Source organism: Synechocystis sp. FACHB-383 (genome assembly GCF_014698605.1).
Classification (GTDB): domain Bacteria; phylum Cyanobacteriota; class Cyanobacteriia; order Cyanobacteriales; family Microcystaceae; genus Synechocystis; species Synechocystis salina.
This window is the reverse complement of record NZ_JACJTJ010000050.1, coordinates 78,279-102,140: the sequence shown is the minus strand read 5'-3', so window position 1 is coordinate 102,140 and position 23,862 is coordinate 78,279. Positions and strand designations below refer to the sequence as shown.

Sequence of the window (23,862 nt, the reverse complement as noted above, 5' to 3'; positions counted from 1 at the left end):
AACTTCCCGTAGCACGACGACCGCAACCGGACTCAGAAGTGGTCTGTAAACTATATTTCACGAGGAACAAACAATGGCAAAACGTCGTAATTTAAAGAAGGAAAAAGCTGAACGTAATCGTGCTTATGCCCGTCAGTTTCGCTCCGCCAGTCGCACCCAAAACCGCCGCTATTCCGGTGGTCAAAGGCAACAAAGTGACTCCAATGGCTCCAGCAATAACGGTGCCGCCAGCGACGTTTAACCTATTTTTAGCGCCCCTAATGGTGGCTAAAACTCTGCATAAAAAACGGCGATCGGTGGGTTTCGGCCCGCCGTTTGTTGTCTGTAGATCGGGCGAATGAACTTCCCCGCTGCAAGCAACGGGGTATCACTGCGCTTCACTTCACACACTTCGTGGTTCAGTTACGCTTGCTTTACAATGCCCTTCGGACATCGTTTTCATTTGTAGTCGCAGCAAGCTGCGGGGTATGTATCCCAAGAATTAAGATCAAGCCTGATTGCGGAGCGACTTGTTTTCCCTAAGACAAAGTTTTCGTCCTCAACCATTACTTTCGATTTCGGCGAACATTTATTTTTTGGCCATGGCTGAGTTAGACCGACAGGGGGTAATTCAATGGCTAAGGTGCAACGTTTCCCCCCAACGGTTAGACCACATTTTGGGGGTTGAAAAAACTGCGGTGCAATGGGCTCCCCTCCATGGAGTTGACCCAATCAAAGCTGGACAAGCGGGACTACTGCACGATTTAGCTAAGTTTTTCCCGCCGGCCAAATTGTTGGCGATCGCCGAGGAGCATCGGTTACCCCTCGATCCAATTTTGCGAGCTAGTCCCCATCTCATCCATGCCGATGTCAGTGCGGTCATTGCCGCCGAGGAATTTGGTGTTGATGACCCAGATGTTTTGACTGCGATTCGTTGTCATACTTTGGGGGCGGTGCCCATGGACCCTTTGGCTTGCCTGATTTTTGTGGCTGATGCCCTGGAGCCCACTAGGGGCAATAGCTTGGAGCTAGAAAAACTCCGTCAAGTGGCCCAGCACAATCTTTATCAAGCAGTGCGCCTTACCTGTGAGCAAACCCTGACCTATTTGATCAAACATCACAAAGTTATCCATCCCCAGGTGATTTTGACCCGCAATTGGGCTTTACAAATGGCAAAGTAAGCACAACATTGCCAGTGGTTCTGGCTACACTAGAAAAATATTCCTTTACCCGTCCATCGTTCTTTTGGAGTTGACAAAATCCTACATGACTGAAATTTCCCGCTTCGATGCATCCCCCCCCACTTTGACCGTTAATCCCACCGTTCCCGCCGATGCCCCCGCCACCGAGCATTTGGTGTGGACCATTGCCCAAGCCGCCGAAGAACGCAAAGCCGGGGATTTGGTCATTCTTAAGGTTACGGATGTGTCCTATCTGGCGGATTATTTTGTCATCTCCACCGGATTTTCCCGCACCCAGGTCCGGGCGATCGCCGACAATATTGAAAAGCAGGTGGAACTAGTCCACGGTCAACTGCCTACCCACACGGAAGGCAACAGTGAAAGCATTTGGGTGTTACAGGATTTTGGCGACGTTCTCGTCCATACCTTTATGCCAGAGGAACGGGAATTTTATAAACTAGAGGCCTTTTGGGGCCATGCCCAGGAGCAAACTTTAGCCGATATTGCCACGGCGATCGGCATTGCCTACAATCCCCCTACTTCTGCTTGAAGAGTATTTTGACAACTCCCTGAAACCCTAAGTTTGGCGGCAAACTAGATAAAATTCCCCCGGCATTGGGTTACTAAAAAAGTGCAGAGGTACTCCGCCAACGGGTTCTGTATAACCATTCCTAGTCACGATTTCAGCAATAAAAAAGTGACACTGCCCAGGCCGGCGATCGCCGTGTAAAGCCAACGGATTAACCGTGACGTGGAGGCCATGGCCAGGATGGTTAGCAGAAATACGTCCAGAAAAACCCGACTGTAGTTGAGGTAATAATTCAAAATGTAAAAGCTGGCCACCAGTAACAGCCCGCCATAGAGCCAGCCGCCATAGGTCAGGGTGATATTGCCCCGACGTTGGGGTAGAGTGAGCCAAACTAACAGGGCCAGGGTAAACAGTAATAAAAACCAAAGGAAGGCTTCGTACAGATTGTTAGCGGTCAGCCCCGTTTGGATTAGGTTCTGAAATTTTTCCCCGATGCCCACCAATGGCCAGCCAAAATTGCCGGTACCACTGCCCCCTGGTAACTGCCGCCCATGGATATAGCCCAACCAGAGAGTTAAGGGAAGCAAACTGAGTAGTAAGACCCCCATTGATCGCCATTGACGATTTTGCCCCAGGGTTAAAGCAATGGCCAGCCAGATAATTAGGGTCGTTTCCCTCGTTAATAATCCCAAAGCAAGGAGGAAGGGCACCAACCACCACTTTTTATTTTGATGGAGGGGAAATATTGCTTGGCAGACCACTGCCCCCAAACTAAAAACACTGGCCAGTAAGTCCGCGGTGGAGAGAAATAACACCATCCACATCCCCGGAATTGCCAGCACCGCCAAGGCTCCCATGGTTTTCTGTTTTTGATCTTGAAAGTAAAACGCAGTTAACCCTGTACAAACGGCGATCGCCACAATGTTAATGAATACCAAAGCCCAGGGAATTAACACTGGATTGCCCAAACCGAGAACATAGCCCAGTAGAGGATAAAGAATGCGGCGGTAACGATAGCTGGGGTGATCCAAAGCGGCAATAGAGTCTGGATTATGCAAGCCCGGATCCAGGGCAATGGTTAAAAATTGTTGGCCGTCGTAACCCAATTCCCCTTGATAAATTAATGTTGCCGCCGGATTCAACAACGGGGACAGGGGCAACACCGACCCAATGCGGAAAAAGCCTGTAATCTGGCCGTCAAATTTAGCCCAATAAAAATAGCTCGCCACGGCGATCGCCAGCCCTAAGGCCACCAACATCGCTTGATAAATGTATTTACGACCAATGTTTTGAGCAATCTTTTCCACGGCGATCGGGTTGGAATAGTAACAGCAACAGCCAGAGTGAGTGAGTTTCCTCCTAGCTTTACAGAAGGAAAACCAAGGCCGATAGCCTCTGATGCTATGCTAGATCGAGTCTATTTTTAACAATATTTTTTAAGTTTCATGACTGTTTCGACTTCTGCTCCCACAGTTCGGATAGGCTCACGGAAAAGCCAGCTAGCCCTTGTGCAAACCTATTGGGTGCAGGAAGAATTGCAAAAGCACTTCCCCGATCGCCAATTCGATGTCGAAACCATGGAAACCCAGGGGGATAAAATCCTCGATGTGGCGCTAGCAAAAATTGGGGATAAGGGACTATTTACCCAAGAACTTGAAGACGGGATGTTGGGAAGAAGAACCGATCTCGCCGTTCACTCCCTCAAGGATTTGCCCACCAATTTACCAGCGGGCTTGATGCTCGGTTGCGTTACTAAACGGGTCAACCCTGCCGATGCGTTGGTTTTAAACGCCAAACACCAAGGCAAAGACCTGGCTTCCCTGCCGGAAGGGGCTGTGATTGGAACTTCTTCCCTCCGCCGTCTGGCCCAACTGCGCTACCACTTTCCCCATTTAACTTTCAAGGATGTGCGGGGCAACGTTAATACTCGTTTGGCTAAGTTAGATAGCAATGAGTACGATGCCATTATTTTGGCCGCCGCTGGTTTGGAACGGTTAGACATGGCCAATCGTATTGATCAACTCATTCCCCCGGAAATTTCTCTCCATGCGGTAGGTCAAGGGGCCTTGGGCATTGAGTGTCGGGACGGCGACGGGGAAATTCTCAGCCTCCTAAAGGTTTTGGAAGACGAAGATAGTCGAGATCGTTGTCTAGCCGAACGGGCCTTTTTACGTCAATTGGAAGGGGGTTGCCAAGTGCCCATTGGGGTTAACACCCATTTAGATGGGGATAATCTGACCCTGACGGGGATGGTGGCCAGTTTAGATGGCAAAAGGCTGATCAAGGATAACCTCAGTGCCCCCCGGAACGAAGCGGAAAAATTGGGACAGGATCTTGCCCTCAAGTTACGGGAGCAGGGCGCCGGGGAAATCCTAGCGGAAATTTTGGCCGAAGTGGGACGAGGATAGGCGCTCTAACTCTGGCTGGAGAGTGAGACTGTAAACTTGGAGGTACAACGTTGCCCGTTGCTGATGGGCGAATGATGCCCTGACCTTTATTAACGACAACAGCTTCGGTGACGAGATGCTCGTCTTTACTCCTCCCGGTCAAGCACCATGGTTAATTCTGATCGTCAAGAACGATTAGCCCAATTACAAAGCCAATATCCCCAAAAGTTTGTCCCCACCGCTGAAATTTTTAGTCATCTTCATCGCGGCGATCGCCTGTTTATCAGCACCGCCTGCGGGGAACCTCAATACTTGGTGCAGGAGTTGGTTAACTATGTGCAAGCCCATCCCAAATCCCTATTTGATGCGGAAGTGCTCCAGGTCTGGACCCTCGGTTTAGCGCCCTATACCGATAGCAAATTTGCCAAAAACTTCCGCCATAATTCCTTCTTCATTGGCCACCACACCCGTAGCGCCGTTAATGAAGGCCTAGCAGACTATACCCCCATTTTTCTTTCCCAAGTACCGGGATTATTTGAGCAGGGATTTGTGCCCATCGATGTGGCCCTAATTCAAACTTCCTATCCCGATGACCATGGCTACGTTAATTTGGGGGTGAGTGTGGATATTGTCAAAGCGGCAGTGGAGCAAGCGTCTTTGGTCATTGCCCAAATGAATAGCCAAGTGCCCAGAATCCACGGGGATGGGTTCATTGCCCTGGAAAAATTGGACTATATCATTGCCCATGATGAACCGCTGTTGGAATACCAAATGGAGCGGGACAATATTCTCGCCGGCCGCATTGGCAAATATGTCGCCAGTTTGATTCAGGATGGGGATACGATTCAAGTGGGTTATGGCAGTATTCCCGACGCAGTGTTGAGTTATTTAAGCAACAAGAAAAATTTGGGGGTGCATACGGAATTAATTTCCGATGGGCTCGTACAACTGCTTAAAAGTGGAGCGGTTAATAATAGTCAAAAAACAAGAAATCGGGGTAAAGTGGTGGCAACTTTTTGCATGGGCAGTCGGGATACCTACGACTATTTGAACGATAATCCTGCGGTGGAATTTCGCACTGTTGATTACACCAATCATCCCATTACCATTGCCCACCACGACAATATGGTGGCCATCAATAGTGCCCTAGAAATTGATTTGACAGGACAGTCCACCGCCGAATCCCTGGGCAGTAATTTTTACAGTGGCATCGGTGGCCAGGCCGATTTCATGCGGGGAGCGGTGATGGCCAAAGGGGGGCGTACCATTTTAGCTCTGGAATCCACCGCCGAAAATGAAACCATTTCCCGCATTGTGCCTTTTCTTCGGGAAGGTGTGGGCATTACCCTCAATCGGGGGGACATTCATTACGTGGTTACGGAGTATGGCATTGCCTATCTCCACGGTAAAAACATTCGGGAACGGGCCATGCAGTTAACGGCGATCGCCCATCCCAAATTTCGCCCTTGGTTAATTGAGCAGGCGAAAAAGCATCATTTAATTTATGCTGACCAGGCTTTTATTACCGGGCAACAGGGGGAATATCCTGAACATCTGGAAACCTATCGCACCACCCGCACCGGGCTGGAATTATGGCTTAGACCAGTGAAATTTAACGATGAACCTAACTTAAAAGATTTCTTTTATGCCCTTTCCGACGAAAGTTTGGTGCGACGTTTTATGTCTGTGCGCACTGATATGCCCCACCAAAGACTACAACAGTTTTCTGTGATTAACTACAACGAAGAAATAATTATCCTGGCGATCGTCAAGCAACAACATCAAGAGGTCATTGTCGGGGTTGGTCAGTATGCCCTTAACGAAGATAGCCACACAGCGGAAGTGGCCTTTGTTGTGCGGGATGACTACCACCAACAGGGCATTGGTACTTTATTGTTGAATTATTTGACCCAATTGGCCAAAAAACAAGGTCTACTCGGTTTTACCGCCGATGTTTTGCTGGAAAATCGGGCCATGTTGCGCCTATTCGAGAAAATGAATTTTCGCCTAGAACGATGTATGAGTGACGGGGTTTATGAATTAAAAATGTTTTTCAATTAGGAAATTTGCTCGTCATTGCAACTTCTTGTGGTTGACTTCGTGCTCATCGTCTCACTGCTAGCCAACCTTTTGACCTGATTAATCCTGAAGTCCACCATAAATTGGGCTAAACTCAATGGCAAAGTCATTTAGGAGTGAACAGAAATCGATGTTCTTTAATCTTTCTCTCAAAAGTATAAATATATTGACTGTGTTGGGTTTGATTACAACCCCCATGGTCATCTTTGCTCCCCCTAGTTATAGTCAGGAGAGACAAATCATCACGGCGGAGCAACGGCAGGAACTTATTGCTACATCCGAGCAGATTTTAAGCTTAATTAACGCAGGCCAGTACGCCGCCGCCCTGGATTATCTGGTGCCAGAAAGTAAGGATTACATTACACCCGAACAGATCAAGGCCATCTGGGAAAATGAAATCATCGCCAAGGATGGTGCTTTTGAAGAAGTTGTCACAGCCAAAGTAATCGATGTTGTCAATGCTGACATTGTCATCCTCAATGCTAGATTTGCTAACATCAGTGAAAATATTCAGTTTATTTATAATAAAGAACAGCAATTAATTGGTTTTGGTGTTCCAAGCAAACAGAGCATTGATGCCATCGTTACATCTTTTATTAATAACTTAGCTACGGGGGAATACGGCCTAGCTCGTAGGTATTTTAGTCCCCTGTTTAAAACAGAAATTTTTCCAGCTAAACTTGAAGAAGAATGGCAAATTGAGTTAAATCAATATGGTAAATTTATGGGTATTAAAGATATTGTTGTCCGCCCAGGGGTAACATTAAGCGAGCCAGACTTGGCCATTGTTACCCTCGAATTTGAGCAGAGTACCAACGATTACTTTATTTTATTTGATAATCAAACTGCCATTATCAACATAGATTTTGTTACCGATTAATTTACCAAGGTGTAGATGAAGCTTCCCCCTAGGAGACCTATTCAATGCAGTGATGGGCAGCCTAGGGGAGACCGTTGTCAGCTCCGTACCCAGTTTATTAAATTAAAAATATTGGTTAATTTTCCTCAAGAATGTATTTGAAAATTTTATCTAATTCTCTAAGCTTTGGAGAAAAATAGATACGAATATTGTCTTATTGTCAGAGTTTTAGGGGACAAACTAAAACTTTCTAAGTAAGCTCAGGTCCCACTTGATAACAGGGAAAATTTTTCGAGAAGTGTGACTTTTTACACTGGGGCTTTAGGGTTAATTTTATCAGTCTGCTGGTCTCACTCCATAGCCCATACAGCAAATTCCGAATCAACTTGATACACACATAACAGTCGTTACGATTATTATGTAAGAACTTTACTGTGCTAACCAGAAACGTAACCTCTGTAACAAAGACGTTAGATTTTGACATAACCAATTTTTTAAATAGACTAAAGGCTTGTCAGACAAGGGATTGAGAGATTTTAAGTTTTCTTTAGAAATCAGTTCTTGAATGCCTGGATTGAGTATGTAAAATTTATTGCTCTGAACTTTGAAAATGCACCCTTAGATTTATTAGAATTACTTTATAAAACTTTACTGAATTATAATTTATTTCCTGAAAAAAAGAGTTATTACTTAGGTAGATGGGGCAATGACAAGGGTTAATTGGTAGTGGTTAATACTTAATTGCAGGTCAAGATCTCCGGGGAAAAAGTTTTAGTTGATTTTCCTGGACAAAACCATTGCTAGCTATGTTGAGGCTATTTAAATTATGACTAGTTCCCTTTATTTGAGCACCACCGAAGCCCGCAGTGGTAAATCCCTGGTGGTATTGGGTATTTTAGACTTAATTCTCAAAAAAACTACCCGTATTGCCTATTTTCGTCCCATTATCCAAGACCCAGTTAATGGCAAACATGATAACAATATTATTCTGGTGCTGGAAAATTTTCGTCTTCAACAAACCTACACTGATTCCTTTGGTTTGTATTTCCACGAAGCGGTGAGTTTGGCCTCAGATGGAGCCATTGATCAGGTATTAGACCGAATTTTGGCTAAATATCGTCATTTGGCGGATCGGGTGGATTTTATCCTCTGTGAAGGCTCAGATTATTTGGGGGAGGAGTCGGCCTTTGAGTTTGATCTCAACACCACGATCGCCAAGATGTTGAACTGTCCCATTTTGCTATTGGGTAATGCCATGGGTAACACCATTGCAGATAGTTTGCAGCCCATTGATATGGCCCTGAATTCCTATGAAGAAGAGTCTTGTCAGGTAGTGGGAGTAATTATTAACCGAGTCCAGCCGGAATTAGCTACAGAAATTCAAGCCCAACTGGAACAGCATTATGGCGATCTTCCGATGGTATTGGGCACTATTCCCCAGGACAGCATGCTGAAAAGCCTACGTCTGAGGGAAATTGTCACCGGTTTAAATGCTCAAGTGCTGAGCGGTGCGGATTTGCTCGATAACTTGGTTTATCAGCATTTGGTGGTAGCTATGCACATTTCCCATGCCCTCCATTGGTTGCACGAAAAAAATACTTTAATTATCACCCCTGGCGATCGGGGTGACATTATTCTGGGGGTGATGCAGGCCCATCGCTCCCTCAACTATCCCAGCATTGCCGGTATTTTGCTCACTGCGGACTACCATCCCGAACCGGCCATTATGAAACTAATTGAGGGGTTACCCGATGCCCCTCCCCTATTGCTAACCAGCACCCACACCCACGAAACCTCTGCCCGTTTAGAAGCTCTCCACCCCGCCCTAAGCCCCACGGATAACCATAAAATTCGCCACAGCATCGCCCTATTTCAACGGCAAATTGATGGAGAAAAATTACTCAATTACCTCAAAACGATCCGCAGCAAGGGCATTACTCCCAAACTATTTCTCTACAATCTAGTTCAAGCTGCCACCGCCACCCAACGGCACATTGTCCTACCGGAAGGGGAAGAAATTCGTATTCTCAAAGCCGCCGCTAGTTTAATTAACCATGGCATCGTCCGTTTGACCTTACTCGGAAACATTGAGGCGATCGAGCAGACAGTAAAAATTAATCACATTGACCTGGATTTGAGTAAAGTTCGTCTCATTGACCCCAAAACTAGCCCTGATCGGGAACGTTACGCCGAAACCTATTATCAGCTACGTAAACATAAGGGCGTAACCCTTGCCATGGCCCGGGACACCCTCACCGATATTTCCTATTTCGGCACCATGATGGTGCATTTGGGAGAAGCAGATGGCATGGTTTCTGGCTCCGTCAATACCACCCAACATACGGTGCGCCCTGCTTTGCAAATTATTAAAACCCAGCCAGGTTTTTCTCTGGTATCTTCAGTCTTTTTTATGTGTTTGGAAGATCGAGTTTTAGTTTATGGAGATTGTGCCGTTAACCCCGACCCCAATGCGGCACAGTTAGCAGAAATTGCCCTTACTTCTGCCGCCACGGCCAAGAATTTTGGCATTGACCCCAGGGTAGCCCTATTGTCCTATTCTTCCGGCTCGTCTGGACAGGGAGCAGATGTGGAAAAAGTCCGTCAAGCTACGGCGATCGCCAAAGAAAGGGAGCCAGATTTAGCCTTGGAAGGGCCAATTCAGTATGATGCAGCGGTGGATGCCACAGTGGCGGCTCAGAAAATGCCGGGGTCGGCAGTGGCCGGTAAAGCAACGGTATTTATTTTTCCCGATTTAAATACCGGTAACAATACTTATAAAGCAGTGCAAAGGGAAACAAAGGCGATCGCCATTGGCCCCATTTTGCAGGGATTAAATAAACCAGTTAATGATCTAAGTCGGGGGTGTTTGGTAGAAGATATTATTAATACGGTGGTAATTACGGCTCTGCAAGTCAAATAATTTTACTTGTGACTAGTTAAAATATCCCCTTAAAGCGTATTTAAAAACTAATAATCATATAGCTAACTCAACTAAGAATAGGGCAATATAAACAACTAAGGTACTTCTAACACAAGCCTGGAAAAAATCCCTACTGTCTTAATTTTATTTCAAGTAGCTATACTCTTAATTTTTTTCACTAAAGCTCTGTCAATGCCAAGTTTTTTCCCTTGTTTATCACCAAATTTAAGGAAACGGGAGGGGGATTTTAAAATCAATATTTCTCCCCAAATCACCAATAGTTGGGCTGAAAATTGGCATCATTTAAAATCACCAATGTCTCCCCCGACGGAGCTAGCACAAACAGGCCCTTGCCATAGGCATGGTTAACCACCTCTTGGCTTAACACCATGGCGGCCACTGCGCCCAAAGCTTTGACATCACGGTAGCGGGGCATAAACTGTTTGAATTTACTCAACAGTTCTATGTGTCGTCCACATCTTTTTCCGTTAAATTACTCTTTACTTCAATTAAAATGGCTTGGGTTTCATTGACTACTAACAGTTCAATTTCCAATTCCCCATCTTCCCGTTGCACTGATACGCCAGGATGAAACTCATGGACGTCAATGCCTCGGTCTTGAAACAGACGCACCACAGCGGGTCTAACTTGCCATTCCACAAATTCCCCCAACCGGTCACTGAGTTTACCAACATCCCTGCTAATTCGTTTGATGTAACGCTCTGTTTTTTGGAAGCGGCAATCAGTTTCTTGAAAACGGCGGCAAGCTCAGCTAATATTTGCCAAACATTATCCGCGGTGGTGGCCATGGTAGTGGGAGGGACTAAAGCTAGGAATATAGTCTATTTTAACTCTCTGAACAAATTGTCAAACTATCAACTCTGCCATCCCAAGGAATTTAACTCCTTCTGGACTAACCATAAATCGACAGGACATCACCTCTACCCCAGCGGCGATCGCCTGACGGAATAGTTCTCCATAACGGCGATCGTAGGCGTCTCCAGGGGAGAAATGAGTACAATCACCCCGATTGATGAAGTAAAGCATCACCGCCCGGGATGTGGGGAGAATATCTATCAACTCCTGGAGATGTTTTTGACCCCTGGTGGTTTCCGTATCAGGAAATAAAGCCAATTTTCCCTGGGCCAAGGTGGTATTTTTTACTTCTACATAAATAGATTTTTGTTCTGGCTTAGTAAGCAAAAAGTCAATGCGACTTTTTTTATCTTTACCATAGGGAACTTCGGGCTTAAACGCATCGTAGCTACTCGTTAAATTAGGAAAAATTTTCTCAGCTAAAGCCTGCTTGATTACCCGATTAGGCAAGCTAGTATTTACCCCGACCCAGGTACCATCAATCTCAATCATTTCCCAGGTATAGGCTAATTTACGCTGGGTATTATCACTTTTAGAGAGATAAACTTGCGCTCCAATTTGGCACACCCCTGTCATGGGGCCAGTGTTAGGGCAATGGGCTGTAACTATCTTACCATTATCTAACTGCACATCGGCTAAAAAACGCTTGTAACGTTTTACCAAAATGCCAGGAATTAGGGGCGGATAGGAATAAAAAAAGTCCATTAATTTTGTTTCACTAGGCCCAGTTAGGGGGTCGTCTTTAAATGGTTTTCCAATTAAATTGGTTCCAAAGCTTCGGTAGCAGAAGAAGCCGGGGTTACTAGGTGATCATTTTGCTGGGCCAACCACTGTTGATAGTCTGCCAACAGTTGTCCTTGGAGTCGTTGCTTGATGCGAGCTAAAACTCCCCGCAACAGACCATTGGCCGTCATTTCTAGCAAAGGTTTTGGGGTCAACCAAAGAGCCTGGGGTAAATCTACCCCCACCTGTAAATCCGCTTTGCCCTGGAGCAGAGTATGGCCATCCTGGCAATAGGGAGCTAAACGACCCTTTAATTGCAAACTAAAGCGATGGTTGATGTAGTCAATGCCCCGGATTTCACAGCTTTCCGATTCTAAAAATACAGTGCCGGTGGCGTTGGCCCAGACTTTCAGTACCACTGTGGGTTGAAAATGATAAATATCTAAAAAGTTGAGCGGTCGCATTTTCAATCTAAACCGATCGCCTGGTAGCACTTCCATCAATTTCGGGTCGGCGATCGCCTGGACCAAGCGTTGGGGTTGGCGCAGATAGTGTTGCAAACTGGGCAAAGGGTCAGATTGCCGAAGCTGCAACTGCTCAGTGGCGGAAAAGGTGACTCGCATAGTTTATTGTTATTACTTTTATTCCAAGGGTGAGGTTTGGTGGCAAGGATAATTGTTAAAATTCTTTACATTTCTTAAAACGCTGGTAGGGATTATAAGGTTTTTAGGGCATCAACCTCAGCGAAAACAGAGTTAATGTAATGAAAGTTAGCTTTTCTTTAGCTAGCTAAATATTCTTGGATCATGGACTTGCGTTTGCGCAATTTATTCAAGGCTTCTCGTTCAATCTGCCGCACCCGTTCCCGACTAATGCTCAGCATGGAGCCAATGCTTGCTAGGGTGAGGGGCTGGCCATCGTTGAGACCAAAGCGGAGGATTAAAACTTCCCGTTGTTGGGGCGTTAATTCCGCCATCAGGCTATCCAGGTCCAACTGCAGGGAGGCATAGGTGGCAAAATCCTCCGGTAAAGGACCGTCATCTTCCAACAGATCCCCCAACTCCGTATCCTGGTTGTCCCCCACCCGTAGATCCAAGGAGAGGGGATGGCGGGAGCGCTCCAAATATTCCCGCACTTGCTTGGGAGTTAACTCCAAATGTTCTGCTAATTCAGCAATGGAAGCGGCCCGGCCTTTTTCCTGGGAAAGTTGCCGTTGGGCTTTTTTAATTTTGTTTAACTTTTCCGTAATGTGGATCGGTAAACGGATAGTGCGGCTCTTTTCGGCGATCGCCCTGGTGATGGCCTGGCGGATCCACCAATAGGCATAGGTGGAAAATCGGTAGCCCTTGGTGGGGTCAAACTTCTCTACCCCCCGTTGCATACCAATGGTGCCCTCTTGGATGAGGTCGAGCAAATCCAGATTGCGCTTGAGGTATTTTTTGGCGACGGACACCACCAGTCGGAGATTGGCCTCCACCATTTTGCGCTTGGCCCGTTCCCCTTCTTTGATCGTTTTCTCTAATTCTCGAATGGACAAATCGGCAGCCTTGGCCCACTCGCTGGGGGAAACGGGCTCGCCATCCTTGCCTTCGGCCAAAGACTTCTTGATTTCGTTGAGGCTAACAACCTGTTGAATTTGCTTAGCGTAAACAATCTCTTCTTCATGGGTGAGCAGGGGCACACGACCAATTTCTCTGAGATAGGCACGGACGGAATCGGGGCTGGTTCTGGCAGTCATCTTGGATTAAGGATTTCAGTGGGAGAATCGCAGTGGTAGACCAATAAACCCAGGGAACGCCACGTTAGTAATATTCGAGACGGACTGGGCGAGGTAAATGACGGATAATGCCTGTCCGATGGGGGCGTTTGGGCCAACTGGAAACTGAAGATTTATGGGGGAATGACTGGGATCAATCCACTAATAATATTAAACAATTCTTTAAGTTTTGTAAAGTTTTTTGTGAAGCATCTACTCCTACAAAGGCGATCGCCAAGGTCTGGGAGGTAAGAAAAACAGGAAAATTTACCCCAGAAAGCTTGATTTACCTAGGGTTAGAGCTTTTTAAGCTTAATTATGAGAAAACTTTACAATTCCTGAAAATAGCACCGCAAAACTGACCGCAGACTAGCGCACACCCAAATATTTATGGGTTTGGAGACTCAAGCGCCATTGGGGGTGGGAGAGAATATAGGCAAAAATTCTTTCATTAGCCGCTTCAGTGCCCCATTCGGCCTGGAGATAGAGGGGAATATCTGCCTTGACCTTGGTTGCAGCCATTGCCGCCCAGCTAAAATCTTCTTCCTGGCTAATAATCACTTTTAATTCGTTGGCCAGGGAGTAAATTTCTGCTTGGGGCAGTTTATAGGGTTTGGGGGAGAGGGTAATCCAGTCAAATTGCCCCGTCAGTGGGTAAGCGCCAGAAGTTTCCAGGTGGAGACGTAAACCTTGGTTTTTCAGGGCTTGGCATAGGGGGTGGAGGTTGTGCATGAGGGGTTCTCCCCCCGTAATTACTACAAAGCTGGGTTTAGCTGTAACTGCTTGTTGCACCAATTCTGTTACCGTTTGTCGGGGATGGTGTTGGGTCGGCCAGGTTTCCTTTTGATCACACCAGGGGCAATGAACATCACAACCCCCGAGGCGAATAAAGAAGGCATTGGCCCCAGCCCAAGCCCCCTCCCCCTGGAGGGAATGGAAAGTTTCCGCAATGGGATAGGTCACAGTTGACGGTTCAGAAATAGGGCCCATAGTTGACATTGCTTAAACACCAGCGTTTCACCAAATTTCCCCAAGGCCCCATGGTGGAGGATTTTCTTTACCTCAACCCAGCGTTTGCCCCAGTTTGGGTGAAGAGATTGAGGAAAAAGATTGGGTCCGCCGACAATTAGCCGACAGTTACGAAACCAAACCTAAACAACAGGCACGGAAATCTTCTCCCCGTTCTTCAAAGCTATTATATTGGTCAAAACTGGCACAGGCCGGCGAGAGCAGCACCGCACTGGCATTGTTTTTACTGGCCAACTCCAATCCCCGCTGAACGGCATTAGCCATGGTTTCCACTATTTCGTAATTTCCATAGTCCACTGCCTTTAGTCGAGCCGCAAAGCTGGGGGCCGCATCCCCAATTAACAGCACTGCCACTGCTTTTTTTTGAATTTGGGCTAACCAGGCCTGGTCGTCCCCTTCCTTGGCTTCTCCCCCGGCGATCAGAATGGTGGGGCCTTTCATGGAAGATAGTCCCACTTCCGCCGCATCATAGTTAGTGGCCTTACTGTCATTGATAAATTGCACTCCATTGACGGTGCAAATAGGTTCTAAGCGGTGGGCCACTCCGGTGAAAGTTAACAGGGTTTCTGTGATCGCTTTTTTGTCTATGCCGGCTAAACGGGCGGCGGCGATCGCCATTAGCAAATTTTGTTGGTTATGTTGCCCAGGCATTTTGAATAAATTAATTGGGGCAATCAATTCCCCAAAGGCATTGACCCAATTGTCCTGCAGGTAAACCCCCTGTTTGGGGTCACAAAGACCGGCCAGATGATTAGCTCCCTGGGTACTAGTCCAATGGGCTTGGGGGTATAAACCGGGGCCATGGCCATAGAGGTGGGGATCGTCGCCGTTGAGCACCTGAATGGTGGAGCGGGAAAGCAAACTGGCTTTGATGTCGAAATAATTTTCTAAGGTTTTGTGGCGGTTGAGGTGATCGGGGGTAAAGGTGGTCCAAAGGCCAATTTGGGGCGCTAGGGTGGGGGAAGATTCAATTTGGTAACTGCTAATTTCGGCCACAATCCAATCGTAGTTTTGGTTTTGTAGCACCAATTCGCAGGCCGCATGGCCAATGTTGCCGCAGGCGGGGGCCTTCAAACCTGCTTTTTGGAAAATGGCATGGACCAAGGATGTGGTCGTGGTTTTACCATTGGTGCCAGTGATCCCTAGCCAGGGTACAGCGTGGAGATATTGCCAAGCTAGTTCCAATTCCCCTATCACTTCCACCCCTTTTGCCCGGGCGGCCACCAACAGGGGAATGTCCCAGGGCACCCCAGGGCTAACCACCATGCGTTCGGGCCAAGTCGTTGTCGTTGGCTCCAGGCGATCGCCTAGGTTAAGGCTGATGCCCTCCTGGATTAGGGGTTGTCCCATGGCCCGCAGTTGCTCATTATCCGCCTGGTCGAATACCGTTACCTCCCAGCCATCCCGATGCAAAACTCGAGCCGCGGCAATACCGGAACGTCCTAACCCAATTACACAAGCCTGGGGCATATGATTTGACTTTACTGTGGAAAACTAACGAATGGAGGTGGCGGGTCCAAAGGAAATCCCGCTGGCATCGATGTCGCACCATTGTAGCTTTGAGGGGGATCCCAGCCAACCAACCTCGACAATTCCATCGGGCAAGTTACGCCATTTCAGGGTATTTTAGATTTTTTTCAACCTTGGTTGAGCTTTATACCAGGGCAGCCGAGGTTTGGCTTTCTTCTTCTGAAGCCCAGTCGAAATATCTCGCTAAACCTTCCTCTGGCCCCACCACGGAAAGGTAGGGTTCCGCCAAATAGTTTTGGGCCACCCGTTGGGCATCGGGCGCTGTCACGGCTTTAACCTGTTCTTGAAATTCGCTGTCAAAACCCAAACCCAAGCCCAAGGTTTCATACCAACCAAATAGATGGGCAATTTCTCCATTGGTTTGTTTACCCAGGGCATACTGGCCCAACAGTTTATTTTTCGCCGCCGTAATTTCCTCTTCCTCCAACGCCTGGGCGCATAATCGCTCGGTTTCCGCCCGTAGACCGGCAATGGCGATCGCCGTATTTTCTGGGGCAGTGCCCATATAGGTGACAAATTGGGAAGACCCCAACCGGGTGGGGTAAAAAGCCGATACGTCGTAGGCTAAACCCCGTTTTTCCCTTAGTTCCACAAACAAGCGGCTAGAGAGACCATTGCCCAAGTAGGTGCTGAGCAATTTTAGCGGTGCATAGTCTTCATGTTTAACGCCCACCCCTAGATAACCTAAGAGTACTACCGATTGCTGGGTCGCCTGGGGGGTGAGATGTTCCTGGGGAGAAACATTTAACGGCGTTAGAATCGGGCAAACAATCGATTGCTCCGGAATGGCCCAATCTCCAAAGCTAGTTTCTACCCAATCCTTAGCCTGGGCCAGGGTTAACCGTCCCGCCAAGCTAATTACCAAATTATCGGGGCGAAAATAGGCTTGGTGATATTCCCACAAATCCTGGGCAGTAAAATGGGGTACCACTTCCTCGCTACCCAAAATGGAGTAACCATAGGGATGGTTGGGATACATGGATTGGCGCAGTTGGTGAAAAGCCACGTTGAAGGGTTGTTCCCGTTGGGACTGAATTGCCTGGACGATTAAGCGTTTTTCCAGTTCAATTTCCCCCACGTCAAAGGTGGGATAACGTAAGATTTCCGCCGCTAAATCGAGGATGACCGGAAAATCAGCGGTGACAGTTTTGAGACTTAAAGCCCAATAATCGCTGGCCGCATCGGCCCCGAGGTGCGCTCCCAAGCATTCCACAAATTCAGCAATGGCTAAAGCTGATCGCCGTTTAGTGCCCTTAGTAATTACCGTGGCCATGAGATGGGAGAGCCCCACTTTCTGGGGAGAGTCCCAACAGGCTCCTGCTTGCTTGAGAAAAATCCGTCCTGCCACTAGGTCTGCGGCTGGATTTTCTGTACAAATGAGGGTGATGCCGTTATCAAGAATGAGGCGATGGATAGATTGATGATTGCGCATAAATTGCCAAGACTAGGATTGGGCCGCTTCTAGGAGTACCAGGGCATAGGCCTCGGTGGATAGGTAACGCTGGGCTAGGCTTTGTAGGGCCTCGGGGCGATACTGACTGACGATGCGGGGATAGGCGATCGCCAACTCAGCGGTGGCTAGGGTTTGGTAATAACCGTAAAGGCCGGCTAGTTGGGCAGGGGTTTCGGTGGAAAAAATAAACTCATTACAGAGTAGCCGTTGGGCCCTGGCCAATTCCGCTGCACTAATGGGGGTGGTTTGTAGATTCTGGATAGCGGCACAAATTTCTGCTTCCACCGTTGCTGCCTGGGTTGAGGTCAGATAGGCATTGATGGTAAATAAACTGGCTTCCTTTTGCAGGGAAAAACAACTCTGGATATCAAACACTAGCCCCAGTTCTTCCCGCAGGCGTTGCACTAACCGGGCGCAGTGGCTACCGGCCAACACCATGGCCAATAAATCTAAACCAATATTGTCCTGGAGACGGTCAATGCCTGGGCCATTCCAACCCATGGTTAAACGACTAGGACCCAATTCCGGTATGCGGAGAGTTTCCCGTTTAACGGTCTGGATCGGGTGATTTGCTGATGGGGTTGTGGGGGGACATTCTGACCGCACGCCAAAATGGTCAAAAACATCTTCAATGTAGGCGATCGCCGCCGTTTCCCGGATATCCCCCACCATCACCACAGTCATATTTTCCGGCTGGTAATGGGTGCGGTGGAAGCAACGCAATTGATTGGCGGTGTAGTTTTGTATGGCGGTGGCATCCCCCAGCACGGAGCGGCCATAGGCATGGCGGGGATGGAGCAGTTGACAAAGAGCTTGAAATCCTAACCAATCGGGGTCATCTTCACTGCCACGAATTTCCTCTAGCACCACTTCCCGCTCGTAAAAAAGACATTCTTCCGGCACTTCCGCCTGCAAAAGAATTTCCGCTAGGTAGGGTAACGTTCTGGGCAAATAATCCGCCGCAGTGGTGAGGTAAAAATGGGCATAATCATGGCTAGTGGCGGCGTTGGCCATGCCCCCGTTGTATTCAATTACTTGGTCGAAGGCCCCCGGCGGTACCCTTTTGGTGCCCTTGAAAATCATGTGTTCCAATAAATGGGCTACCCCAGGCCAGGCATCTGGCTCGGCGATCGCCCCGGCCCGCACCCACACATCCACCACTGCCACGGGAACGGAGGGCAAGTCCTGGTGAATCAGGGTCAACCCCCGGTCAAAGGTGAAAATTTTGGCCGGAAAATCTGGTTTGGTTGGGCATGGTTGCACAGACACAAGGCTCATATCCATTGGGGTCTATGACTTCTATCCTAGGCGATCGCCGCCTTAACCGTTGGTTAACCGTGCCAATTTGTAGAATTTTCGTGACAAGGACGCTAATTAGTGGAGTAGAATCTCGTTCTTTAGTTTATATCAACTAATCAAATCATCCTCGAAAAGGGAGGAAAATCCGTGCTAGGGTTGGGAACTGAGTTCAGTTGGTTCCAGTGGGTAACAGCCAGTGGAGGTAACGGGGAAAAGCTGGTGTAAAGCCAATACTGTCCCGCAACTGTGATGGGTCTAGTTGCCCTAAGTCAGGATGCCCGCCAACCATTACCCCTTCTCTTAATCAAATCTGCGAGGTACAGATTGTGAATGTTACAGGTTTATCTAATTTAATGACTTCCCCCCGGATCCTAGCGCACCATCCCTTTGGGGGCACTACGCCGGATAATTTCTTTGAAGGTTTTCTTTCTGGATTAGGGCACCCCGTTATCGGCCTAGACCATCTTGCCTTTGTTATTGCCGTGGGCCTCATTGCTGCTGGATTGCGCCATGGTTGGCTTATGCCCCTCATTTTTATCACCACGGCGATCGCCGGCACGGGATTACATTTAATTGGCGCCGATCTTCCCCAACCGGAATTAATTATTGCCGGTTCCGTCCTCCTATTTGGCCTACTCTTGGCCATCGGTCGTCCCCTATCATCCCCCGTGGTAATGGTTTTAGCCGCCGTAGCCGGTGTGTTCCATGGCTATGCCTACGGGGAAGCCATTGTGGGGGCAGAAATGAATCCCATTGCGGCCTACCTGCTCGGTTTTTCCATCGTTCAACTGGCGATCGCCATGGCAGCCTACACTTTGGCCAAGGGCTGGTATGAAACCCAAGAATCCTTACTAAATCTAAGATTTATTGGCTTTTTGCTAGCAGGGGTAGGACTAGCCTTCACCTCCGGCGCCTTGTTGGGGTAATTGGTTGTGGGATAATCTAGGTTGCCTACAGTTTTTTGCTAAAAACTAAACTTTCCCATGGTAACTGTTTCCCTACCGACCCCTGTCCAGCCCGAGTTCGACACCACCATCCATCGCCGCAAAACCCGTCCTGTGCCCGTGGGAACCGTTACCATTGGTGGCGGTCATCCCGTGGTGGTGCAATCCATGATCAATGAAGACACCCTGGATGTGGATGGCTCCGTGGCCGGTATTCGTCGCCTCCATGAAATTGGTTGTGAAATTGTCCGGGTAACGGTGCCTAGCATGGCCCATGCCAAAGCCCTAGCAGATATTAAACAAAAGCTCGAGAGTACCTACCAGAGGGTTCCCTTGGTGGCGGATGTACACCACAACGGCATGAAAATTGCCCTAGAAGTAGCCAAACACGTCGATAAGGTGCGCATCAACCCAGGCTTATATGTTTTTGAAAAACCCGATGCCCAACGGGAAGGCTACAGCGACCAAGAATTTGCTGACATTGGTGACAAAATTCGCGAAACATTGGAACCCCTAGTAGTTTCCCTGCGTGATCAGGGTAAATCTATGCGCATTGGCGTTAACCATGGTTCCCTCTCGGAGAGGATGCTCTTCACCTACGGGGACACCCCAGAGGGCATGGTGCAATCAGCCCTAGAATTTATCAAAATCTGTGAATCCTTAGATTTCCGCAATCTAGTCGTTTCCATGAAAGCTTCCCGGGTGCCGGTGATGCTGGCGGCCTATCGCCTCATGGTCAAGCGCATGGATGAATTGGGGATGGATTATCCCCTCCATTTGGGAGTCACCGAAGCTGGGGATGGAGAGTATGGTCGGATTAAATCCACCGCTGGCATTGCTACCCTTTTAGCCGATGGCATTGGAGACACTATCCGGGTTTCCCTCACTGAAGCCCCCGAAAAGGAAATCCCCGTTTGCTACAGCATTCTCCAGGCGTTAGGTTTACGAAAAACCATGGTGGAATATGTGGCCTGTCCTTCCTGTGGCCGTACCCTGTTCAATTTGGAAGATGTGTTACACGAGGTACGGGAAGCCACCAAGCACCTGACTGGGTTGGACATTGCCGTTATGGGATGCATCGTTAACGGCCCCGGAGAAATGGCGGATGCTGACTATGGCTATGTGGGTAAACAAGCCGGTTACATTGCTCTCTACCGTGGTCGAGAAGAAATTAAACGGGTGCCTGAAGCCGACGGAGTACAGGAATTGATTAACCTGATCAAAGCCGACGGCCGCTGGGTTGATCCCTAGATATTCCCTAAAACCTTCCACACAATGAACAAATGTGGGCAAGCTCACCAGCGGGCCTATGTCATGTTTTACGTTACTCCGTGTTTTGTGGCAACAAAGAGGATAGCCGATGGAAAAGTAAAAGTTCCAGTCTGGACTATCCACTTTCTGGGATCAGAGTTATCCTATTTTTGCCAAGAGTTGGCGGACAGTGAGGTTTTCTAACCGATTGATGCGGAGCAGGTTGGCGGTTACTCGCCCGATCGCCGTTTTGGTTTGAATGAGTCCGCTTACAGATTCAAGGGTGTAGTGGTCTGTCCAGATATCTTTTCTTGGATTGTAGAGTCTAACGGTTTCCCCTGTATGGGGGTCGATGGAAGCGATGTCACTGCCTTTGGCTAGGTTACAGAGAGCACAGGCAAGGGCTAGGTTTTCAAGGGTACTGTGGCCGCCATGTTTTTCGACAATGATATGATCAACATGATGGGAAGACAGCGATAGAGCTTCAGGGATGAGGCAATATTCACAGCAATCGTTAGCCCGATCGCCAACAATACGCCGTAGGGATGGAGAAATATAGCTTTTACTCATCAGCCCGGAGTTTCAGCAGGGCTTGGGTTTTTGCCAGTCGCACAAGATGTTCTATAAATTCATATTGTTGCCAAAGGCGTTGCTCTTTAGGATCTAGACCTTGGGTGCGATTTTTCTCTAGAAGAGTTTCGATCTCGGCCTGCAGGGTGGGAGAAAGATGTAGATCAAGTATTTGTTGAGGACTGGGGAGTTGAGCCAAAAATTCGAGAATTTCAGTAAGTCCAGACAAGCCTGTGTTGGGATTAGCGTTTAGTTGCTGTATGCCGAGGGCCAATATTTGTGGCAATTCTCCCTGGAGGGGTTGAAGCTGTTGAGCAATGTCGTCGGGGATGTCTAGGGTAATTTGCATGCTTAACCTTCACTGAATGATGGTAAATCAAGCATAGACACTTTTGGCGATCGCCAATGTCGACCTTGTTTTTTTGTGTACATTAATGAAATACTCTCAACCCTAGGCACAGCAACCAAACCATGCCTAGAGTCCTTAAAAAAAGGATTAGATATCCAAATCGGTCAGATCTAACTTGGTGCCATAGGTTTCAATGAATTCCCGCCGGGGGGCAACCCGATCGCCCATGAGCACGGTAAAAATGCGATCAGCTTCAGCAGCATCTTCAATGTGCACCCGTTTCATCGTGCGGGTTTCCGGATTCATGGTGGTATCCCAAAGTTGTTGGGGCATCATTTCCCCTAAACCCTTAAAACGCTGGATGGTGTAATTAGCGTTGGGAGGAAATTGACTAATTTGCCCCTGCAATTCCCGGTCAGAATAACAGTAGAAATGGTTTTTACCCCGTTCCAATTTGTACAACGGTGGACAGGCGATATAAATGTAACCTTGGTCTACTAAGTCCCGCTGATAACGGTAGAAGAAAGTCAACAAAAGAGTGCGTATGTGCGCCCCATCTACATCAGCGTCAGTCATAATCACAACCCTATGATACCGAAGGGAAGATATATCAAAATCGTCACCCTTAATACCTAGGCCTAATGCTGTAATCAGAGCTTGAATTTCAGTGTTTTTATAAATTTTGGCATCGTCAGTTTTTTCAATATTTAAAATCTTGCCCCGCAGAGGCAGAATTGCTTGGAAACGACGATCTCGACCTTGCTTGGCCGACCCACCGGCACTATCGCCTTCGACGATGAAAATTTCCGATTCTGACGGATCTTTGGAGCTACAATCTGCCAGTTTGCCCGGTAAAGTTGAAGATTCTAAAACTGACTTACGACGTACTAATTCTCTGGCTCGACGGGCCGCTTCCGCCGCCTTAAAGGCCTGTACCGCTTTTTCAATAACGGAGTCGGCAACACCAGGATTGAATTCCAAAAACTCCGTTAGGGCTTCCCCCACCAAGGTATCCACAATGCCCCGGACTTCCGTGTTACCCAATTTAGTTTTAGTTTGCCCTTCAAATTCTGGATCGGGCACTTTCACAGAAATTACCCCGGTTAGACCTTCCCGAATATTTTCTCCCCCTAAATTACTATCCCCTTCCTTCAATTTATTGCGTTTACGGGCAACGGAATTAAGGGTACGGGTTAAAACCGCTTTTAGACCTTCTAAATGGGTACCCCCATCAATGGTACGGATATTGTTGGCAAACCCCAGCAGAGTATCACTGTAGGCATCCACACACCACTGGAGAGCCACTTCCACCTGGACATCATTCTTTTCCCCCGAAGTGTAGATAATTTCATCGTGGAGCGGAGTTTTGTCTGTAGTCATATAGGTGACATATTCCCTAATGCCCCCTTCATAATAAAACTGCTCTTCTTTGAGGGAATCGGCCCGGCGATCGCCAAAGGTAATACGTACCCCAGCATTGAGGTAGGCTAGTTCCTTGAGACGACTGGCTAGGGTGTGGTAGTCAAACTCGATGCCATCCTTAAAAATTTGGGTATCCGGCAAAAAAGCAACCTGGGTACCTGTGGAGTGCTCCTCGTTAGGAGTGGCGGCCAAGCTACCGATGGGATTGCCCCGCTCAAACCGTTGGAAATGTTCCTTACCCTGACGCCAGACCTTTACTTCCACCCACTCGGACAGGGCGTTAACCACGGAAACCCCGACCCCGTGTAAACCACCGGATACCTTATAGCCACCGCCCCCAAACTTGCCTCCAGCGTGGAGCACCGTCAATACCGTTTCCAACGCCGATCGCCCGGTGGTGGGATGAATATCGGTGGGAATGCCCCGACCATTGTCCACTACAGTGACGGAGCCATCGGCATTAATATCAATTTCAATATGGGTACAATAGCCAGCCAACGCCTCATCAATGGCATTGTCAACCACTTCATACACTAGGTGATGCAGACCCTTTGGCCCCGTGGAGCCAATGTACATCCCTGGGCGCTTACGGACTGGTTCCAACCCTTCCAAGACTTGAATTTGATCGGCACCGTAGTTCGTGGTCGTCATGGTCACTCCAAAATCAGGCTGAGCTTAGGCATTTTTGCTGTGGGATGACAAAAGCCCTCAAAATCTTAGCACAAA

The 23,862-nt window shown here is 48.0% G+C and carries 24 protein-coding genes and 1 riboswitch; of the genes, 11 read left to right on the top strand and 13 right to left on the bottom strand.

The window, feature by feature from the left end; genetic code table 11:
• Positions 1-73 precede the first annotated feature (73 nt).
• The 3 genes from H6G45_RS15885 (at position 74) to rsfS (ending at position 1,710) form a co-directional block, all read left to right on the top strand.
• Positions 74-241, top strand: coding sequence for a hypothetical protein (locus H6G45_RS15885; protein ID WP_190599368.1), 168 nt, complete (start codon positions 74-76; stop codon positions 239-241).
• A 340-nt stretch (positions 242-581) separates the two neighbouring features.
• Entirely contained in the window at positions 582-1,160 is a 579-nt protein-coding gene (gene yqeK / locus H6G45_RS15880; RefSeq protein ID WP_190599367.1) for a bis(5'-nucleosyl)-tetraphosphatase (symmetrical) YqeK, read from the top strand.
• A gap of 85 nt (positions 1,161-1,245) precedes the next feature.
• The gene (gene rsfS, locus H6G45_RS15875) at positions 1,246-1,710 is read left to right on the top strand and encodes a ribosome silencing factor (RefSeq protein ID WP_190599366.1); all 465 of its coding nucleotides are present in this window, start codon (positions 1,246-1,248) and stop codon (positions 1,708-1,710) included.
• Between the two features lie 125 nt (positions 1,711-1,835).
• Here the strand turns inward: rsfS and H6G45_RS15870 are convergent, their stop codons facing one another.
• The gene (locus tag H6G45_RS15870) at positions 1,836-2,996 is read right to left on the bottom strand and encodes a hypothetical protein (RefSeq protein ID WP_347338281.1); all 1,161 of its coding nucleotides are present in this window, start codon (positions 2,994-2,996) and stop codon (positions 1,836-1,838) included.
• 138 nt (positions 2,997-3,134) lie between these two features.
• Between H6G45_RS15870 and hemC the strand changes: the two genes are divergently transcribed.
• The 4 genes from hemC (at position 3,135) to pta (ending at position 9,934) form a co-directional block, all read left to right on the top strand.
• Positions 3,135-4,097, top strand: coding sequence for a hydroxymethylbilane synthase (gene hemC / locus H6G45_RS15865; protein WP_190599365.1), 963 nt, complete (start codon positions 3,135-3,137; stop codon positions 4,095-4,097).
• A gap of 147 nt (positions 4,098-4,244) precedes the next feature.
• Positions 4,245-6,137 carry a GNAT family N-acetyltransferase gene (locus H6G45_RS15860; protein ID WP_190599364.1) on the top strand — a complete coding sequence of 631 codons (1,893 nt, stop codon included), beginning with the start codon at positions 4,245-4,247 and terminating at the stop codon, positions 6,135-6,137.
• Positions 6,138-6,285: 148 nt separating this feature from the next.
• On the top strand, positions 6,286-7,035 hold the full coding sequence (locus H6G45_RS15855; RefSeq protein ID WP_190599363.1) for a DUF3887 domain-containing protein: 750 nt from the start codon (positions 6,286-6,288) through the stop codon (positions 7,033-7,035).
• An 805-nt stretch (positions 7,036-7,840) separates the two neighbouring features.
• Positions 7,841-9,934, top strand: a complete 2,094-nt coding sequence (pta, locus tag H6G45_RS15850) for a phosphate acetyltransferase (protein ID WP_190599362.1) — start codon at positions 7,841-7,843, stop codon at positions 9,932-9,934.
• Between the two features lie 271 nt (positions 9,935-10,205).
• On the opposite strand, the gene H6G45_RS19640 is transcribed toward pta, so the two are convergent.
• The 5 genes from H6G45_RS19640 to H6G45_RS15830 form a co-directional block, all read right to left on the bottom strand.
• Positions 10,206-10,370, bottom strand: coding sequence for a hypothetical protein (locus H6G45_RS19640; RefSeq protein WP_242018203.1), 165 nt, complete (start codon positions 10,368-10,370; stop codon positions 10,206-10,208).
• A 26-nt stretch (positions 10,371-10,396) separates the two neighbouring features.
• Complete coding sequence (locus H6G45_RS19635) at positions 10,397-10,594, bottom strand: hypothetical protein (protein ID WP_242018202.1); 198 nt, start codon at positions 10,592-10,594, stop codon at positions 10,397-10,399.
• A gap of 207 nt (positions 10,595-10,801) precedes the next feature.
• Complete coding sequence (gene sfsA, locus H6G45_RS15840; RefSeq protein WP_190599361.1) at positions 10,802-11,515, bottom strand: DNA/RNA nuclease SfsA; 714 nt, start codon at positions 11,513-11,515, stop codon at positions 10,802-10,804.
• Positions 11,516-11,568: 53 nt separating this feature from the next.
• On the bottom strand, positions 11,569-12,156 hold the full coding sequence (locus H6G45_RS15835; protein ID WP_190599360.1) for a DUF1997 domain-containing protein: 588 nt from the start codon (positions 12,154-12,156) through the stop codon (positions 11,569-11,571).
• A 158-nt stretch (positions 12,157-12,314) separates the two neighbouring features.
• Positions 12,315-13,271: an RNA polymerase sigma factor, RpoD/SigA family gene (locus tag H6G45_RS15830; protein ID WP_190599359.1), complete on the bottom strand. Its 957-nt coding sequence runs from the start codon at positions 13,269-13,271 to the stop codon at positions 12,315-12,317.
• Between the two features lie 107 nt (positions 13,272-13,378).
• On the opposite strand from H6G45_RS15830, the gene H6G45_RS15825 reads away from it, so the two are divergent.
• The gene (locus H6G45_RS15825) at positions 13,379-13,651 is read left to right on the top strand and encodes a hypothetical protein (RefSeq protein ID WP_190599358.1); all 273 of its coding nucleotides are present in this window, start codon (positions 13,379-13,381) and stop codon (positions 13,649-13,651) included.
• A gap of 7 nt (positions 13,652-13,658) precedes the next feature.
• Here H6G45_RS15825 and H6G45_RS15820 read toward each other — a convergent pair whose 3' ends face one another.
• The 4 genes from H6G45_RS15820 to H6G45_RS15805 form a co-directional block, all read right to left on the bottom strand.
• Positions 13,659-14,288: a 7-carboxy-7-deazaguanine synthase QueE gene (locus H6G45_RS15820; RefSeq protein WP_190599357.1), complete on the bottom strand. Its 630-nt coding sequence runs from the start codon at positions 14,286-14,288 to the stop codon at positions 13,659-13,661.
• Between the two features lie 138 nt (positions 14,289-14,426).
• Positions 14,427-15,788 carry a UDP-N-acetylmuramoyl-L-alanine--D-glutamate ligase gene (murD, locus tag H6G45_RS15815; protein WP_190599356.1) on the bottom strand — a complete coding sequence of 454 codons (1,362 nt, stop codon included), beginning with the start codon at positions 15,786-15,788 and terminating at the stop codon, positions 14,427-14,429.
• Positions 15,789-15,972: 184 nt separating this feature from the next.
• On the bottom strand, positions 15,973-17,280 hold the full coding sequence (locus H6G45_RS15810) for a pitrilysin family protein (protein WP_190599355.1): 1,308 nt from the start codon (positions 17,278-17,280) through the stop codon (positions 15,973-15,975).
• Between the two features lie 12 nt (positions 17,281-17,292).
• Positions 17,293-18,579, bottom strand: coding sequence for a pitrilysin family protein (locus H6G45_RS15805; protein WP_242018201.1), 1,287 nt, complete (start codon positions 18,577-18,579; stop codon positions 17,293-17,295).
• A 14-nt stretch (positions 18,580-18,593) separates the two neighbouring features.
• Between H6G45_RS15805 and H6G45_RS19895 the strand changes: the two genes are divergently transcribed.
• The 3 genes from H6G45_RS19895 (at position 18,594) to ispG (ending at position 20,795) form a co-directional block, all read left to right on the top strand.
• Positions 18,594-18,716 carry a hypothetical protein gene (locus H6G45_RS19895; protein WP_277922731.1) on the top strand — a complete coding sequence of 41 codons (123 nt, stop codon included), beginning with the start codon at positions 18,594-18,596 and terminating at the stop codon, positions 18,714-18,716.
• 41 nt (positions 18,717-18,757) lie between these two features.
• Positions 18,758-18,901, top strand: a riboswitch (cobalamin riboswitch).
• 52 nt (positions 18,902-18,953) lie between these two features.
• Positions 18,954-19,526 (top strand): HupE/UreJ family protein, encoded by a 573-nt coding sequence (locus H6G45_RS15800; RefSeq protein WP_190599353.1) that lies wholly within the window; start codon positions 18,954-18,956, stop codon positions 19,524-19,526.
• 57 nt (positions 19,527-19,583) lie between these two features.
• Positions 19,584-20,795, top strand: a complete 1,212-nt coding sequence (ispG, locus tag H6G45_RS15795) for a (E)-4-hydroxy-3-methylbut-2-enyl-diphosphate synthase (protein WP_190599352.1) — start codon at positions 19,584-19,586, stop codon at positions 20,793-20,795.
• Between the two features lie 159 nt (positions 20,796-20,954).
• On the opposite strand, the gene H6G45_RS15790 is transcribed toward ispG, so the two are convergent.
• The 3 genes from H6G45_RS15790 to gyrB form a co-directional block, all read right to left on the bottom strand.
• The gene (locus tag H6G45_RS15790; protein ID WP_190599351.1) at positions 20,955-21,365 is read right to left on the bottom strand and encodes an HNH endonuclease signature motif containing protein; all 411 of its coding nucleotides are present in this window, start codon (positions 21,363-21,365) and stop codon (positions 20,955-20,957) included.
• Positions 21,358-21,714 carry a hypothetical protein gene (locus H6G45_RS15785; RefSeq protein ID WP_190599350.1) on the bottom strand — a complete coding sequence of 119 codons (357 nt, stop codon included), beginning with the start codon at positions 21,712-21,714 and terminating at the stop codon, positions 21,358-21,360. Before H6G45_RS15785 ends, H6G45_RS15790 begins: the two co-directional genes overlap by 8 nt.
• Before the next feature lie 147 nt (positions 21,715-21,861).
• Entirely contained in the window at positions 21,862-23,787 is a 1,926-nt protein-coding gene (gyrB, locus tag H6G45_RS15780; protein ID WP_190599349.1) for a DNA topoisomerase (ATP-hydrolyzing) subunit B, read from the bottom strand.
• Positions 23,788-23,862: the final 75 nt, after the last annotated feature.

Bases quoted from the DNA above. Each gene is read 5' to 3' on its own strand.
- H6G45_RS15835 (WP_190599360.1), bottom strand. From the start codon at position 12,156: ATGCGAGTCACCTTTTCCGCCACTGAGCAGTTGCAGCTTCGGCAATCT.
- H6G45_RS15800 (WP_190599353.1), top strand. From the start codon at position 18,954: ATGACTTCCCCCCGGATCCTAGCGCACCATCCCTTTGGGGGCACTACG.
- H6G45_RS15810 (WP_190599355.1), bottom strand. From the start codon at position 17,280: ATGCGCAATCATCAATCTATCCATCGCCTCATTCTTGATAACGGCATC.
- H6G45_RS15855 (WP_190599363.1), top strand. From the start codon at position 6,286: ATGTTCTTTAATCTTTCTCTCAAAAGTATAAATATATTGACTGTGTTG.
- H6G45_RS19640 (WP_242018203.1), bottom strand. From the start codon at position 10,370: ATGCCCCGCTACCGTGATGTCAAAGCTTTGGGCGCAGTGGCCGCCATG.
- H6G45_RS15860 (WP_190599364.1), top strand. From the start codon at position 4,245: ATGGTTAATTCTGATCGTCAAGAACGATTAGCCCAATTACAAAGCCAA.
- rsfS (WP_190599366.1), top strand. From the start codon at position 1,246: ATGACTGAAATTTCCCGCTTCGATGCATCCCCCCCCACTTTGACCGTT.
- hemC (WP_190599365.1), top strand. From the start codon at position 3,135: ATGACTGTTTCGACTTCTGCTCCCACAGTTCGGATAGGCTCACGGAAA.
- H6G45_RS15805 (WP_242018201.1), bottom strand. From the start codon at position 18,579: ATGAGCCTTGTGTCTGTGCAACCATGCCCAACCAAACCAGATTTTCCG.
- H6G45_RS15820 (WP_190599357.1), bottom strand. From the start codon at position 14,288: ATGTCAACTATGGGCCCTATTTCTGAACCGTCAACTGTGACCTATCCC.
- H6G45_RS15785 (WP_190599350.1), bottom strand. From the start codon at position 21,714: ATGCAAATTACCCTAGACATCCCCGACGACATTGCTCAACAGCTTCAA.
- H6G45_RS15825 (WP_190599358.1), top strand. From the start codon at position 13,379: ATGCCTGTCCGATGGGGGCGTTTGGGCCAACTGGAAACTGAAGATTTA.
- H6G45_RS15790 (WP_190599351.1), bottom strand. From the start codon at position 21,365: ATGAGTAAAAGCTATATTTCTCCATCCCTACGGCGTATTGTTGGCGAT.
- sfsA (WP_190599361.1), bottom strand. From the start codon at position 11,515: ATGGACTTTTTTTATTCCTATCCGCCCCTAATTCCTGGCATTTTGGTA.
- H6G45_RS15885 (WP_190599368.1), top strand. From the start codon at position 74: ATGGCAAAACGTCGTAATTTAAAGAAGGAAAAAGCTGAACGTAATCGT.
- yqeK (WP_190599367.1), top strand. From the start codon at position 582: ATGGCTGAGTTAGACCGACAGGGGGTAATTCAATGGCTAAGGTGCAAC.
- H6G45_RS19895 (WP_277922731.1), top strand. From the start codon at position 18,594: ATGACTTCTATCCTAGGCGATCGCCGCCTTAACCGTTGGTTAACCGTG.
- murD (WP_190599356.1), bottom strand. From the start codon at position 15,788: ATGCCCCAGGCTTGTGTAATTGGGTTAGGACGTTCCGGTATTGCCGCG.
- ispG (WP_190599352.1), top strand. From the start codon at position 19,584: ATGGTAACTGTTTCCCTACCGACCCCTGTCCAGCCCGAGTTCGACACC.
- pta (WP_190599362.1), top strand. From the start codon at position 7,841: ATGACTAGTTCCCTTTATTTGAGCACCACCGAAGCCCGCAGTGGTAAA.
- H6G45_RS15830 (WP_190599359.1), bottom strand. From the start codon at position 13,271: ATGACTGCCAGAACCAGCCCCGATTCCGTCCGTGCCTATCTCAGAGAA.
- gyrB (WP_190599349.1), bottom strand. From the start codon at position 23,787: ATGACGACCACGAACTACGGTGCCGATCAAATTCAAGTCTTGGAAGGG.